This window comes from Bernardetia sp. Wsw4-3y2 (genome assembly GCF_037126295.1).
GTDB lineage: Bacteria > Bacteroidota > Bacteroidia > Cytophagales > Bernardetiaceae > Bernardetia.
In genome coordinates this window covers 4,776,325-4,793,041 of record NZ_CP147017.1, presented here as the reverse complement: position 1 = coordinate 4,793,041, position 16,717 = coordinate 4,776,325, and the positions used below count along the sequence as shown (strand labels likewise).

Annotated in this window: 10 protein-coding genes; 8 read left to right on the top strand and 2 right to left on the bottom strand. The window is 31.2% G+C overall.

The features are described 5' to 3' along the window. Positions 1–243: 243 nt before the first annotated feature. From V9L05_RS20165 to V9L05_RS20145, 5 genes are all read left to right on the top strand, one after another. Entirely contained in the window at positions 244–5,880 is a 5,637-nt protein-coding gene (locus V9L05_RS20165; RefSeq protein ID WP_338813684.1) for a T9SS type A sorting domain-containing protein, read from the top strand. Positions 5,881–6,250: 370 nt separating this feature from the next. Further along, a complete protein-coding gene (locus tag V9L05_RS20160; RefSeq protein WP_338791682.1) occupies positions 6,251–6,862 on the top strand; it encodes a superoxide dismutase in 612 nt (203 codons plus the stop codon). A gap of 226 nt (positions 6,863–7,088) precedes the next feature. After that, a complete protein-coding gene (locus V9L05_RS20155; RefSeq protein WP_338791683.1) occupies positions 7,089–7,766 on the top strand; it encodes a PH domain-containing protein in 678 nt (225 codons plus the stop codon). 175 nt (positions 7,767–7,941) lie between these two features. Continuing rightward, positions 7,942–8,898: an ABC transporter ATP-binding protein gene (locus tag V9L05_RS20150; RefSeq protein WP_338813683.1), complete on the top strand. Its 957-nt coding sequence runs from the start codon at positions 7,942–7,944 to the stop codon at positions 8,896–8,898. A 70-nt stretch (positions 8,899–8,968) separates the two neighbouring features. Further along, the gene (locus V9L05_RS20145) at positions 8,969–10,234 is read left to right on the top strand and encodes a hypothetical protein (RefSeq protein WP_338813682.1); all 1,266 of its coding nucleotides are present in this window, start codon (positions 8,969–8,971) and stop codon (positions 10,232–10,234) included. A 13-nt stretch (positions 10,235–10,247) separates the two neighbouring features. On the opposite strand, the gene V9L05_RS20140 is transcribed toward V9L05_RS20145, so the two are convergent. Then, entirely contained in the window at positions 10,248–11,048 is an 801-nt protein-coding gene (locus V9L05_RS20140) for a nucleotidyltransferase domain-containing protein (protein WP_338813681.1), read from the bottom strand. Between the two features lie 245 nt (positions 11,049–11,293). Between V9L05_RS20140 and V9L05_RS20135 the strand changes: the two genes are divergently transcribed. The 3 genes from V9L05_RS20135 (at position 11,294) to V9L05_RS20125 (ending at position 13,227) form a co-directional block, all read left to right on the top strand. Beyond that, a complete protein-coding gene (locus V9L05_RS20135; protein WP_338813680.1) occupies positions 11,294–11,617 on the top strand; it encodes an antibiotic biosynthesis monooxygenase in 324 nt (107 codons plus the stop codon). Positions 11,618–11,756: 139 nt separating this feature from the next. Then, entirely contained in the window at positions 11,757–12,110 is a 354-nt protein-coding gene (locus V9L05_RS20130) for a DUF6787 family protein (RefSeq protein ID WP_338813679.1), read from the top strand. 43 nt (positions 12,111–12,153) lie between these two features. Further along, entirely contained in the window at positions 12,154–13,227 is a 1,074-nt protein-coding gene (locus V9L05_RS20125; protein WP_338791689.1) for a patatin-like phospholipase family protein, read from the top strand. Positions 13,228–13,300: 73 nt separating this feature from the next. On the opposite strand, the gene V9L05_RS20120 is transcribed toward V9L05_RS20125, so the two are convergent. After that, positions 13,301–16,399, bottom strand: a complete 3,099-nt coding sequence (locus V9L05_RS20120; protein WP_338813678.1) for a PAS domain S-box protein — start codon at positions 16,397–16,399, stop codon at positions 13,301–13,303. Positions 16,400–16,717: the final 318 nt, after the last annotated feature.

The following is a 16,717-nucleotide window of genomic DNA, read 5'->3' as shown; positions in this document are numbered from 1 at the left end:
CATTTATAAAATCTGATTTTTTAGAAAAAAATAATTGCATTTTTGCCATAGAAAAAAACAAAATTTCCTTTTATTTCGCTAATCCTTACTTATTTCAAAAATAAAAATGTACCTTTGTGTCTACAAATCCCCTCTATTACTATTTATTCTATTTCTACACAGAATTATTCACAGTTATAAGTTACATTCTCAATCCCAAGAATAGTAGTTTTTAATTTCATAATTCGCAATTGAATTTCTTTGATGACAAAATCATATTCTAATTTACACAGTCTACTCTTTGTATGTGCTGTTTTTTTGTTGAGTAATTTTTACTCTTTCTCTGCTTTTGGGCAGTGTAATCCTGCTGTTAGTGATCCTAGCTTCAATTCTTTAGATGAGGGATATGGAAATGGTGATGTTGGTATAAATCTTCGTAGAATTATTCCTTTGCCTAATGGTAATACTTATTTAGCAGGTGTTATACATAGATATAATAATCAAATTAAGGAAGGTATTATACTTTTGAATCAAGATGGTAAATTAGATAATTCCTTTAGAGCATTTCTACCCAATAATTATTATACAGCTTCTATTGAAGATGCCGAATTGCAATCTGATGGTAAGTTACTTGTTATTGGGCATATAATAGAGCGACCTAATGTACAAAAACAGATTGTAAGATTAAACACAGATGGAAGCACTGATTATTCCTTTGAAGTAACAGGTTTGGACAATACAAGTACCATCACAGAGATAGCCTTACAATCAACAGGAAAAGTAATAGTAATGGGTAATTTACAAGTAAATGGAATAGCTAAAAAATTAGTTCGTCTAAATAACAATGGAAGTATAGATAATTCATTTACTCAAGGTAATGTAGTAAGTTCTGCTGCTTATGCAATACAAGATGTAAAAGTACAGAGTGATAATAAAATACTTTGTGTGGGGGATTTTTCTTCCTACAATGGGGTAGCAAGAAAGGGTATAGTTAGATTGGATACAGATGGTAGTGTAGATGTTACTTATAATGTGGCAGCAGGTGGAGTAGAGTCTAATGGAACATATAGTCCTGTAATCTACAATATTGAACTACAAGCAGATGGAAAAGCCATAATTGTAGGTAATTTTTCTGGTTATAATGGAACTAATAGGGGGAGAATTGCTAGAATAAATGCTGATGGAACTTTGGATATAAATTTTGATAGTAGTATAGGTTTTGAAGGGGGGAAAGTAAATAATACTGATATCCAAGCAGATGGAAAAGTAGTGGTAGTTGGTTTCTTCAATTCTTATAAGAATGCATTTAGAAGGCATATTATTCGTCTAAATGCAGATGGAAGTATAGATAATTCTTTTGTAGAAATTTATTCTAAAAACGCAGTTAATCCTAGAGTAAAAATTTTATCAGATGGAAAAATACTCACTAACACTCGTTTCACTAGCACAGAACTAGCACGTCTGAATTCAGATGGAAGTTGGGACGAAACTTATAATCGTAGTTATGGAGCAAATGATGGATTAGATCAAATTGTTCGTTTGCCTAATAATAAAATGTTTTTATTTGGTAATCAACAGTTTGGAAGGTACGATAACCAAGTTGTTAATGCTATTACAAAAATAAATGAAGATGGAAGTAGAGATACTACTTTTTCTTTTGTTGAAACTAGCTTATCACAATTACCTTCTGTACCACCTAATCATTATATTAAGGTAATTGCTGCTCAAAGCGAAAAATTATTAGTAGCAGGTTCTTTTAGTACAACATCATTAACGACAAGAACTAAGATAGTACGTTTGAATGAAGATGGTAGTAGAGATTTTAGTTTTGACGCAACAAGTGTTTTTCCACTTTCTTCTTTTTCTGAAATTACTCAAATGAAGGTACAATCAGATAATAAAATTTTGGTTGGGGGATATGATATTGATGCACCAAATACATACGGATTGATTAGACTAAATCCAGATGGAACTCGAGATAATTCTTTCACTTGGTTAGGTATAGATAATGCAGGAAATATTGCAGAAATACTAATACAAAATGATGGTAAAATAGTATTAAGTGGGTATTTTACTAATTATGGAGGAAGTAGTGTAGGCAATTTTATGAGACTGCTTCCAAGTGGAAACTTGGATACTACATTCACTCCAAACTTTACTCTAACCTCTCTTATTAATACTATTAATGAATTAGCAAATGGGGATATTATTATTTCGGGTCGTTTTAATAGTACTGCGTTTCCTAATAATTCATTGACTAGAGTTTTGAAAATAAATAATCAAGGTATAATTTATCCTTCTATAGATATTACTCTTGAAGCGAATGCTAGAATCAATAAAATTCTTCCACAAACTGATGGTAAAATAACTATAGTAGGAAAGTTTAATCAATTACAAGGAAACCCGATTCGTAATGTTGGAAGAGTAAATGAAAATGGAAGTGCTGATATTGCTTTCAATACTACAACAGGAACAGATACGACCATAGTAGATGCAGTAATATTGCCTAATTCAATAGTTATAGTAGGAGATTTTTTAGAATATAACGGTGTAGGCAGAAACAGAATAGCTAAAATTACAAATCAAACACCTATAATAACTAATGTAACTCCACCAAATCAACAAACAGGAGTTTGTATAAACTCAACTACTAATTTGATTGCAACAGGATTAGGAGATATACATTGGTATAACTCGCCTACAAATCCAGTACCTATTCATATTGGAGATACACTTACGACATCAGCAATTACAGCCGATTCTACTTATTTTTATGCTAAAGACTCTGTCGCAGGTTGTGGTAATAGTGATAGAATAGCGATTCTAATAACTTTAGGGGATAGTGCTTATATTAACACCCAAAATATTACAGTTTATTTGGATAGTCTGGGAACTGTAAACGTAAATGCTTTTCAAATAGATAGTTTGAGTAGAGTAGGATGTGGAGATACGATTGTTTCTTATACTTTTAGAGATACAGGTCTAGAAACTCGTTCTTATTCATGTGCGGATACAAGTGTTATGCACGAAGTTTGGCTACAAATTACAGATAATAATGGAAATATTGATACTGCACAAGCATTTATTCAAGTTAGAGATACGATTGCGCCAGTAGTCAGAACTCAACCTTTTGCAGTTGCATTGGCTACAAACACGAGTGTTGTAACAGTTTCAGCTTTAGATTTAATTTATTCATTGAGTGATAATTGTACAGATAGTGCAAATATTACTGTAGTTTTTGCAAATACAGGGCTTATAACACAAAGTTTTAGTTGTGGAAATTTTAGTAATTCTAATTTACGTGTTACAGATAGGTCAGGAAATAGTGTAATTGTTCCTACGACAATAATTCTTACTGGACATGATTTAGATGTCAGTTTTACAAGTGGTGGGTTTCGTCCTGCGGTACATTCGTATGTCCAACTACAAGGGTTTAATAGAACTTGTGCTCCTGTTTCTGGTCAAGTTCAAGTAATATTAGATAACTTGACAGAATATTCTACTATTTATAATTTCAATCCTCCTTCTTCTATTGTAGGAAATACACTTACTTGGAATTTTTCTAATTTATCTGAAGCATTACCTAGATTTAGAAGTGGTTTTTATGTAAATACTGATATTTCTGCTAATATTGGCGATAGTGTTTGTTTTACAGTAAGAATTACTCCAACAAATGGAGATATAAATCTAGCTAACAATACAAAAACATATTGCTTTCCAATCATAAACTCCTACGACCCGAATGACAAACAAGTCTATCCACAAGGAATCTGTGATGATAAATTCACAAAACGTTCTGATTTACCCCTGACTTATACCATTCGTTTTCAAAATACAGGAAATGCACCTGCTTTGAATGTAAATATTGTAGATTCGTTGAGCAGTTTATTGGATAGAAGTTCTTTAAGAATTGTTGGAAGTAGCCATCCGATGGTGGTTGATACGACAGCAAATAATAATAATATTAATTTCCTTTTTGATAATATTAACCTACCTGATAGCACTTCTAGCCCAGAACTTAGTCAAGGGTATGTTATTTTTGAACTGGATGAAATTGCAGCACATACAGATACATCAAGAATTGAAAACAAATCTTATATTTATTTTGATACCAATGCTCCGATTATCACAAATACAGTCAAAAATACAATTTTGGATGTCTTGCCTTTATGTGATCCTGCTGGTGGTTCAAATCCACCAATTGCAGATTGCCAGTTGCCAACTAATTTGACAGCAGAAGCACTTTCTGCAACAAGAGTAAAATTATCTTGGGCAACTCCAGCAAATTCAAATGCTATCAATTATGAAATTTGGAGAAATAATCAGTTACTAGAAACTATTGTTTCTTCTCAATTATCTTTTGTTGATTCATTAGTTAGTTCAAGCACACAATATACTTATTCTATAAAAGCAATTTGTGGAAATAATACAGCAACTTCAAACTTTGTTCAAGTACGTACCATTCCATCAACGCCAACTTTATTCTCTTTAGAAGCTGCTTGTAAAGGAGAAACTGGTACAATTGAAGTTCGCAGCAATGGAGCTGTCTATCGTATCTATGCTTCTCAAGATGCTACAACGCCACTTTTTGAAACGGATAATGCAACTATTCAAACACCTGCTTTAAATGATACAACTACTTTTTATATTTCGGTTATTATAAATAGCTTAGAAAGTGAACGATTAGAAGTTGTTGTCCCAATAAAAGAAGTTTTTGAGGCAATTGTTGAGCAAGGAAGTTTGTTTGAAACGTGTTCTAACACATTTACACTTTCTGCTAATGAAGTAGAAAATGCTTCTTATCTTTGGTTTAGAGATAATATTCAGGTAGGAAATACAAGAGCATTAGTTGTTTCTTTTGAAGGAAATTATACTGTAAGAATTTCAAAAGAAGGTTGTTTTGCTGTTTCTGAAGCTACAAAAGTGGTTTTTGTAGATGCTCCAACTGCCAAAATTGAACAAGGAAGTGAAGTTCCTTTCTGTGGAAATGGAATGCTAAATGCTCAAGATACAAGCTCAAATGTAACCTATACTTGGTCTCTCAATGGAACAGATATAGGAACAGGAACATCAATTTCAGTTTCAGAGTCTGGAAACTATACTTTAACAGCAAGTCAGCCTTCGTGTTTGGATAGTGTGAGTATTGCTGTTACAATTACAGATTTGCCTGCTATGGTTCTTTCTGCTGATAAAACAGAAATTTGTTCAAGTGAAGAAACAAGGCTTTCTGTAACAACTAGCACAGGTTTTACTTACAAGTGGTTCAGAAATGATACAGCTATTTCAAATGATTCGTCTACTTTAGTAACTTTTGAAATTGGAACTTACAAAGTAGAAATTACAACAACAGAAGGTTGTCAAGTAGAATCAAATGAAATAGAAATCACAGAAGCACAAGCTCAAAATGCAACGATTACGATAAACAAAGAGAATTCTTTTGACAAAACGATTAGTGTTTCGTCTTCTGATTCTATTGTTTCAGTAATTTGGTTTAAAGATGGAAATGAAGTTGCTAGTTTCAATAATCAAAAAACGATTGAACCAACTGAAAGTGGAAGCTATAAAGCAAAAATAACTTACCTTGCAGGCTGTGAATTTGAAACGGAAGAAAAAGTCTTTACTTTTGATATTGCAACTGGAATTGAAGAAGAATCTGCTAAAATCTTTACGGTTTATCCAAATCCAAATAATGGTTCGTTTAAAGTAGAGTTTGCTACAACAACAAATCAAAAGACAAATCTTGTTTTGGTAGATGCACTAGGTAGAACAATTTACAGTAAGGAAATTTCTAGAAACGAGAAAACTACTACTATTACACTTTCAAAAATAAGTGCAGGTGTTTATATAGTTCAGATTATTTCTCAAGGAAAAGTATATACAAAACAACTGGTTATCCAATAAAATAATATTTCTTTCTAGTTCAAACATCAAAAAAGCCTTTACGATAATTTGTAGAGGCTTTTTGCTTTTAAAAGAATCAATCTTCAAGTTCCATCTTGATTAGCTTTACCACATTAGTTTTTTGTTTTTCCTCAATTGGTATGGTTGAAGTAAAAATAAAGAATACCTGCTTTCGGACGATGAAAAAAAACGAAAAAAGTTTACAAGAAGAGTAGCTGTTGGAATAAAATTTCAAATTAGTTTTATCAACATTTTTATAAATATTTTCTCAAACAATTCAGTTTTAATTGGGTTGGTAATTTTATAATTCATTCTATTTTTTTTGAATTTATTTTTAACATTATTTTTAACCCTAAACTATTTTTTACTTATGGCATTCGAACTTCCTAAGTTGCCTTACGCTTATAACGCTCTTGAACCAAATATCGATGAGCAAACAATGACAATCCACCATACAAAACACCATCAAGGTTATACTGATAAGCTAAATGATGCTATCAAAGGTACAGATATGGAAGGAAAAAGCATTGAAGAAATTATCAAAAATGTGAGTTCTTCTACTAGTAAAGCTGTTCGCAATAACGGTGGTGGATATTACAATCACGATCTTTTTTGGAAAGTTATGTCGCCAAACGGTGGTGGCGAACCTTCTGGAGAGCTTGCAGAAGCAATCAACAAAGCATTTGGTTCTTTTGCAGATTTCAAAACTAAATTTGAAGATGCTGCCAAAACACAGTTTGGTTCAGGTTGGGCTTGGCTTATCGTGAAAGCTGACGGTTCTTTAGCAGTTACAGGAACTCCAAATCAAGATAATCCTTTAATGGAATTAGCTTCTGAAAAAGGAACTCCTATTTTTGGAATTGATGTTTGGGAACATGCTTATTACCTCAAATATCAAAACAAACGTCCTGATTATGTAGGTGCATTTTGGAATGTAGCTAATTGGGATCAGGTAACTGAAAATTATAAAAAGGCTAAATAATTTTTCTTTTATAAAATTGAAAAATAACTAAAAAAGCGTTTTATCTCATTGAGGTAGAACGCTTTTTTAGTATATTGGATTGAATAAAAAAGATAAAACCAAATTTTAGATAACCTTATTTTGTTTTTAGACGTATAAACTACTTTAACAATATACATACGTTTGACTATGTATTTCTTTATTTAAAAAAGTTCTTAACCATTTATACCTAACAAATAATTTATTTATGTTCAAAAAATTTGCCTCTGAAGCTCTCGGTCTTAGTGATATTGGAAAAATTATCCCTCCAAAAGATTATGATAAAGTTGAATCTGATGATTATATTTTACACGAAGACAATGAAAAAATATTTTTTCTTATCAAATCCAAACAAGACGAATATTGTTTTACCAATCGTGCCTTGATTCATGTAGATGGAACAAGTGCAATGAGCAAAAAACGAACATTAAAAAGGTACGAATACTATAAATATCCTGTTTCACATGTTTTATTAGAAACAGCAGGAACAATAGATTTAGATGTAGAAATAAAATTTAAGTTGGGCGCAAGAAATAGTGCATCTAGTGCATCTGCTTTTTCAAAACTAGGTTCTTCTTCAGATAGTGGAGGCATTTCTTTTTCTGTTGATGTCGATAAAAATCAGTTAGAACAACTAAAAGATTTGTATAAAGCTCTTTATGAAATGTCGCTTATAGAAAGTAGTAATTATTCAAGTTATAATGGTGCTTATGATACGCTCAATAAAGCTATTCAAGTAGTATCGAACAATAGAAATGATGGAGCAAATCAAGCTGAAGAATTAGAAAAAGTAACTAATTATATTGGTCAGTTTTTGGATGATGCAAAACAAAAATATGTCAGAAAAGACTATTCAGAGATATTTTTGAAATATATTAATAATTAGAATTTATCTTCAGCAAATTTAAGCTATTCATAAAATACGTTTAAAACTTAGGTTTTAAACGTATTTTTTGTCGAAATTTGTTTTTAATTTTTTCGTGCTTTAAAAAGTACGATACTCACTCTAAAGAGTAGGCTACATGTTGCAAATTCAGAATATTTATAAAAAATTTCCTTTAATGGAAAACTATGCTGTCGATGACATTTCTTTTTCACTCAAAAAAGGCGAAACATTGGCTCTTTTGGGAGAAAGTGGAAGTGGAAAAACAACACTACTTAGAATGATAGCAGGATTAGAAAAACCTTCAAAAGGCTCTATCACTTTGCAAAACAAATTAGTTTTTGACAATAGTAATTCTACTTTTATAAAACCTGAAAAACGAAATGTAGGCTTATTTTTTCAACATTATGCACTTTTTCCTCATCTTACTGTTTTTGAAAATATTGCTTATGGATTGAATAGCAAATTATACAACAAATCACAGAAAAAAGAACGAGTAGCTGAAATGCTTGCTTTGGTAGAGCTTCCAAATTATGAAAAACGATTTCCTCATGAGCTTTCTGGAGGACAACAGCAGCGAATAGCTTTAGCTCGTGCGCTTGCTCCCAATCCAGAACTTTTACTTTTAGATGAACCTTTTTCAAATCTTGATGAGCAGCTTAAAGGAGAAGTTCGTCATCAAATCAAAACAATTTTAGAAAAAACACAGACTACAACTATTTTGGTAACTCATGATTTGCAAGATGCACTTTCACTTGCCAACCAACTTGCTGTGATGCGAAATGGAAAAATTGAACAGTTGGATAATCCTCAAAAATTATATCAAAATCCGAATACAAGTTATGTAGCAACACTTTTTGGAGAAATTCAAGAAATCTCAAATAATCAGTTACAAAAAATATATACACGTCCAGAATGGATTGAAGTTATTGATAGAAATACGTTAGAAAATAACACTAGCTTAGAAACACAAAAAATTCAAATAGAAGAAATAGAGTTTTATGGGAATAGTTATAAAATAATTGGTAAGAACTTAGAAAATCATATTTTCAAAATTCATACAAATACTTATCAAGAATTTAGAAAAGGTGATTCATTGCAAGTTGAGATAAAAAAGACTTTTTCATTAGATTAGTTATCAAAAGATTTTCGTATTTTGATGTTTACTTTACTACTTACACTACATTTTGCATCTTAAAAATACTATGAAAATTAAATCTTTAGTTTTAGTTTTTTCTATCTCATTTCCTTTATTTATTTTTTCTTGCCTTATTTCATCTTGTCAAACAGCAAAAAAAGCAGAAGATGCAGAGCAAGAAGATACAGCCGAAAAATTAGCTCAACTAGTACAAAAACACAAACAAGATTCTATACAAAATGCCTTTTGTGACTGTTTGGTAGAAGATAGCATAAGCAGAGAAGAACAACTCAAAAATATTGATAATTTTCTATCTCAAAAAGTAAATATAAATTTTCCTTGTGTTTTCGAAGAAGAAGTAAATTCTAATGTAGCAGAAACAGCCCTTATAAATATGGGGGTAGCTATAAGTAATCGTATTTTGCGTACAAAATTTAGAAAAAGACAGACAAAGACAAATACAATTCTTAAAAGTTATCCTATTTTAATGCTTTTTAATGACGATACAACCATGATTAGGCAGCTTGTTAGTCGTGGTGCAAACTTAGATATAAAAACAAAAGATATAGTTTCACTTCCAGAATATTATATCAGTCAGAATGAGTTACAAAACCTGCAGTTTTGTTTAGATTTGGGAGCAAAAGCAGAAGAGATGAGAATTTTTACAAGTAATGAAAAAATGATAGAAATTTTGATAGAAAAAGGAGCAAAGACTGAAAATATAGACAAAATCACCTTATTTGAAAGCGACAATTATAAAAAGGTAGCAGAAAAGTATAAAATTGACTTGAGTAAAGTCACTTGTATAGAATTCAATCAAATAATACAAATAAAAAAATTCAGTAAAATTAATTTTGAACGCACAGAATGGCTCTTAGCAAATGGAGTTTCTTCTTCTTGTATAAATAGTTATTTTTTAGAAAATGTAATTGATGAAAATTTTGATGGTAGAATTTTTAGTACAAGAACCAAGAGAAAACCAAATCAGCATACAAGAAAAGAATGGATAGAAATGTTAGGTAAATATGATGTAAACTGGAATCAATGCACTTCTTTTGGAAAAAATCCTTTAATACTTGCTGTGGAAAAACACGATAAAGAACTCATACAAATGCTTCTAAATCAAAATGCAGATATAAATTTTGCTTGTAATTTTGCAGGACAAAAGAAAACAGCTAAAGATATTTTAGAAAAAGAAATAAAATATGCAGAGGAAAACGAACTGCGTAAAAAAGAAAGAAAACAAGAAAATTACAGCAAAAAAGAAGCAAACAAACATGCTGATTATATGAAAAAGCTAGATGAAATTAAAGTATTATTAGAACAAAAATAATTTCATAAAAACCTTATAATAAATCTCTAAAAAATCCATTCAATGGTTCAATATCTTTTGTTTCTCGTTTCAGATTACTGGCATAAATTCCACATTCTGAAATTTGAGCTTCGATAAAAGAATGAATAAAAGCAGGAACTTCTATTCTGTCTCCTTCTTTTGCAATTAGTTTGTCTTCCCAAAGATTTTCGATAGCATCTTTGACAGATTTTTCTTCTTTTGTTTGCAGATTATTTACTAAATATTTGAACTCCATGGGAGCAGCTTCATTTCTTGTTTTGATGTAATAAGCAGCCAAAACAGGACGCAAAATATAGAAATATTTTTTGATAGAAATTTGATTTTCTTCTATCTTTGAAATCATTCCTTTTGCAATTCCGAGATAATGAAAAATAAGTGTTTTGGCAGAAAAATAGTCTTTTGAAAGTTGCCAAAGTCTATTTCTAAATGCTTCACTTTCTTTGCTTTGTCTGTAAATAATTGGTGATTGTAACCATTCAAAAGGAGTTGCATTTGATTTTACCAAAAGAGATAAGGCTTTTTTGATGTCCCAAGCAGATAAATCTACATCTTTATCAAAAAACTTATCAATAGAATCTAAAGGAGAATTGACAGATAAATACTTTTCTTTTTGGTGGACAAACAAAAAACGAACATCATAATCACTATCGGGCGAACCAAATCCCCACGCACGACTGCCACTCTCACAGGCATACAAAATTCTAATATTATTTTCTGTTTCTACCTTTTTCAGACATTCTTCAATATAAACTTGAATGTCTTTTGGAATAGAATTTTCTAAATTGGTTTGCATGGAAATTAGTTTTTAAATAGAGAATCTTCAAAATCTTTTTAGGGCAAATACACAAAATTCATTGCTAACTTTCTAAGATACTCTACATCATAAATAGTGATTAGTTATTAATGAAAAAGCATTACTTTTACATTAAATTACTTGTACCTACAAAGATAATAGAATAACTTTAGAAGTTAGATGTCAAAAATTAGAAATAACTTATTAGTTTTGTTGAAATTTTCTTCATTCCTTTTTTCCAAATTATGATTGCTCAAACATTAGAAACACCCTACTATGCCGTTGTTTTTACATCTATTTTAAATGATGAAATAGCCAAAAATCAATATTCAAAAACAGCTATTCGAATGGTAGAACTAGCAAAAGAACAGGAAGGTTTTTTAGGAGTTGAGTCTGCTAGAGAGGAAATTGGAATAACAGTTTCGTATTGGAAAGATTTGGAATCGATAAAGAAATGGAAAGTTCAATCTGAACATACTTTGGCTAGAGAAAAAGGGCGTACAGAATTTTATAAAGCCTTTAAAACTAGAATTGCAAAAGTAGAACGAGATTATGATTTTTTTATCTAATTGTTTTTGCTTTGCTATACCAAATAAACAAAGGCAAGAAAGTTATAAACTTATAATTGTAGAACAGTTTCTAATATCTAAGTGTTAGGGCATGATAATTAATTTCACTTCCTAATTGATTAATGCTTAAATTTACCTCATGGAAAAAGAAATGGAGAGTAAGAATAATAAGACGAATAAACAAAAAGTAAACTGGATAGAAAAACTCAAAACTCGTTGGCAAGTAAATTCAGCTTGGCAGGTTTGTGTTATTCTGATTGTTTTTGCTCTAACAGGTTTTACAGTTATGTATGGCAAACGTTGGTTTTTCGGAATCATTGGTTTTGATGAAACAACACCTTGGTATATCAAAACTATTGTTTGGATTATTCTTATTTTACCTATTTATCAAATTGTACTCCTTTTTTACGGTGCAATTTTTGGACAATTTAATTTCTTTTGGAACTTCGTAAAACGTACTTTTGGTAGAATTTTCTTTTTTCAAAAAAAATAGTTAAGAATCAAATACTAAGGCAAAAAAACACAATAAACCAGTTATGCAACGCAAAAAGTTAGATTTAGCACTACAAGGTGGAGGTTCTCATGGAGCTTACACATGGGGAATTTTAGAACGCCTTTTAGAAGACCGAAGAATAATTATTGATGGAATTTGTGGAACTTCAGCAGGAGCTATGAATGCAGTCATTACAGCAGCAGGATTACAAAAAGGAGGACGTTTGGGAGCTATTGCTCATCTAAATGACTTTTGGAGAAGAGTAGCACACCTTCAAAATTTTGGAATGATAAAACCAAGTGGTTTTGATAAACTCTTTAATAGTGGAATGTTAAAGTTATCTCCCATCTATAATATGATGGAAATGTTTATGATGCAGTATTCTCCTTATGAGTTTAATCCACTAAACATCAATCCATTGCGTTATATTTTGGCTGATATGGTAGATTTTGAAAAACTCAAAAATACACGTTACAATAAGCTATTTATTTGTGCTACCAATGTAAGAACAAGTCAAGCAAAGGTTTTTGATAATGAAACAATGTCTTTAGATGCTGTTTTGGCTTCTGCGTGTTTGCCTTTTCTTTTTCAAGCTGTTGAAATTGATGGAGAAGCCTACTGGGATGGTGGTTATATGGGAAATCCCCCTCTTTATCCACTTATTGATAATACTCGTACTTCAGATATTATGATTGTACAAATAAATCCAATTCGAATTCCACATGTTCCAAAAACAGTAGAAGAAATTAGAGATAGAATCAACGAAATTGCCTTTAACTCTAGCTTAATACACGATATTCGTCAGATAAATTTAGTCCGAAAAATGCTAGACCGAGGAATAAATATTGATGGAAAATTTAGAGATTTATTTATTCATAATATTGCTCCAGAGCGTTTGATGGCAAAATTGAGTTCAAAGACAAAAATGAATGCAGAACTTAGCTTTCTATTAAAACTCAAAAAATACGGAAAAGCTGCTGCCGACCGTTGGCTAAGAGAAAATTTTGATAAAATAGGAAATGAATCTACTTGTGATATTGAAGAAGTATTTTTGAGTAAAACAAAAATCCCTATTGCACAACATGATGTAGCAATAGATTTAGATGATACAATTTAGTCAAATCCAAAATCTAACTATTCTTTCCAACTGTTCTTTTTGAGACAAGAGTTGGATAAATCACATGTAACTTTTACATATCATTTTTAGAAATAATACTTGGATCTATAATAAAAAAGTCAATACATTCTTGTCCATTGAAATCTACTTTTTGAGCATATTCCCACACTGTTTTTATTTTTTTACTTTTTGTAACAACCCTGAAAGTAGCCGAATAATTATTTCCTGTTGCTAGTTTTTCTTTTGTAACTTGAGCAAGTTTTGGCAGGTCGTCTTTATGGATAAATCCACCAAAACCATTCTTTTTGATAAAATTAGCATCGTAACCAATTAAGTCTTCACCATATTCATTGACATAGACAATTTCTAATTTTCCCCCCAATGTAGCACGTCCTACTAATGCAGGTACTTCATCAAGAATACTCAGTAAGGATTCTAAGAATTTTTCTCTTTTTTCTAATTGATCTTGATGTTTTTTTAAATCGTTTATATTTTGTTGGATTAATTTTTCTTGCTCTTTTTGGGTTGTAATATCATCACTAACAGCTGTAATTTTGGTTACATTGCCATCTTGGTCTTTGATAGGAATATAAAATGTTTTGAGAAAAATAATTGATTTGTTTTTGGCTTTCAGTTTTACAATTCGTTCAGTATATTCTCCTTCTACAGTTTCTTTCCAAAGATGTTCGAAGGTTTCATTCCCCTCTAATTCCTCAAAATCAGAATAACTATGCCCCATGACTTCATCCTCATGATACCCTGTGATTTCTTCAAATAAATTATTAACTGTCAGAATATTTCCTTCTTTATCAAAATCGACAATGATATTAAAATCATTGATAAACTCATGAAAATCTTTAAACTCTCTTGTTTTGTAATCCAGTTCTTCCTGTGCTGTCTGCAAATATTCCATGCTAATACGCATTTCTTCTTCTTGCGCTGTCATTTGTTCTAACAAGTTTTCCAATTCAATTTGCTGATTTTTGGATTCAGTAACATCATAACTCAATTTAGTTACTTTTTGAAGCTCATTTTTTGAATTAAGAGTTGGTGTATAACTTCCTCGTACCCAAACTGTTTTTCCTGTATTGTATTTTCTTTCAAAAGTTCCCTCTACAGTTTTTCCTTCTCTCAACTGTTGCCAAAGGTTTAAGTATTCTTCTTTTAAAGCTGTTTGTTTTTCTATTAAATCAGAGTGATGTTTTCCTATCAGATCTTCTTTGTCTTCATACCCCATAATCTGCAAGAAATTATTATTTACTTGAAGTATTTTGCCTGTATTATCCATTTCTAACATAGCTACCGAATTATCAATTGCTCTTAATTGCTCCTGACTCTGACGACTTGCAGAGGTTGCTTTTTCTCTAGCTTCTTCAGTTTCTTTAAGCAATCTCTTTAACCTAGCATCTTGCTTCATCTGACGTGTAATATTATGTCCGATGGCAATATATTTATAAATTTTCTTATTTTTATCTCGTACAGGAGCAATAGTTAGGTCAATCCAAGAGTGGCTTTTATCTGGGCGTTTAGTCTTGAATACTAAATGTCCTATTTCACCAAGTTGTACTTGCGCCCATACTCTCTCCCACGATTGCAAATGCTCTTGTTCATCTATTAATGTTGATAATTTCAGTCCATCTAAATCATCTTCATATCTACGAATTGCATCAGTAACACGCTCATTAGCAGAAATAATACGTCCCTTACTATCAAGTTGAATAAGTAAAGCAGAAAGATTTAGAGCTTCCAACTGTGCTGTGACTTCGTTTTTGATATACTCTGTTTCACGCATTTGCTTGGCAAGTTCTTCCTGCGTGCTAGTTAGTTCTTCTACATTCTGACGCATCTCTTCCTCTTGAGAAGCAATTTGCTCTGCATTTTCTTGAGACTCTTCTAATAAACGTTTGTTTTCTTCCTGTGAACGAAGGGCAATCATAGTGGCTGCAATACGACTAGAAATTTCTTCTAAAAAACTACGTTCATGTTGTGAGAGAGGACGCAAAAGGGCAATTTCCAAAACACCTACCAAATCTTCACGCAGTTGCAAAGGCAAAAGCATAAGACCCTGTGGAGGAGCTTCGCCAATAGCTGATTTTATTTTAAAAAAATGAGGAGGAGGATTTTTGAGATAAATTGGATTTTGAGATTGGGCTACCTGTCCTACCAAACCATCTCCAATTAATATTTTTTGATTTAATTTTTCAACATCATCGTAGGCATAAGCTGCTGTTGCCTTTAAATAAGGTTCATGCTTATAAGAATCTTTGTGTAAAGAATAAAAAATACCTTGATGCGCTCCCAAATAAGAAACAACTTTATTGAGAACTTGCTGTGAGAGTATACTGAGTGATTCACTAGAAACCAAAATATCACTAATCTGTGCTACTCCATCACTTCGCCATTTATTTAATCTTTCATTTTCTACAAATGTAGTTAAGCTATTTCTCATATTTAAAAGAGCTTCTCCCATTACATCATTTTCAGCAGGTTGAAAGTCTGAATTAAGTTCGCCTTCTGCAATCTGATTTGCAAATTCTAAATTACCTGAAAAATTGAGTTGTTCGTTGAGATAAATCTTGTTTCGTGCATCTTGGTCAGTTTGTTTTTTAAGATAACCTGCAAAAAATACAGCTATGGCAAGTTCTGCACCACCTAAAAGAGAACCAAAAAAAGCAACTTGAGAATCTAAATTTTCTATGTTTAAAAAATAATTTTTAATTCCTTCTTGTCCAAAGGCACTATACAGCACAAAGCAAATAATATTATAAGCTCCAATTATGGAAGCATAAAAAACTAGAATACGCCAATTTTGATAAAATACTAAAACAGTTAGAGTAATAAAAAACACAAAATGAATATAGAAAGCTCCATGCAACTGTATCAAATACAAAACTCCCATAAGTGCCAAAACAGCCGTCAAGACATAACGAGAATCTTGAGGCATTACAAAACGTTTAATCAAATGATAGCTCAAAAAAGCTCCTGCACTAGGCAAAAACCAATATACTTGTACAAATTCATCGTAAAAAACAGCCAATACACCACTAAAGCCCATATAAATAAGTAAAAAACGTTCCATTACAGAATCAATATAATGGAAGGCTTCCTCTTCATAGGCTTCTAAGAGTGCATCATCTGGAACAAAATTTTCGACGTTGATATATTGCTTCATTTTATATTTTTACTATTTCTTTTTGTATGTGTAGTTTAATACACTGTTTCAAAAGTTTTACAATGTTTTTTGTGTGTTCAACTCCCCAGAGTTGAACGAAACGCTTCCTCAGAAGCGTGATTCAAGCAAATAAATCACGCTTCTGAGAAAGCGAAACATTCAGTTCTGAGGAAATGAATGCACAACAACATGCAATAAAGCTTTTGAAACAGTGTATTTAAGAACTTAATTTACAACTTCATTTTTTGAGTTCAAAATAAAATTTGATTTTATATCATAAATGTGAGCTTCTAAAATTAAAATACAAAAACAGCTCTA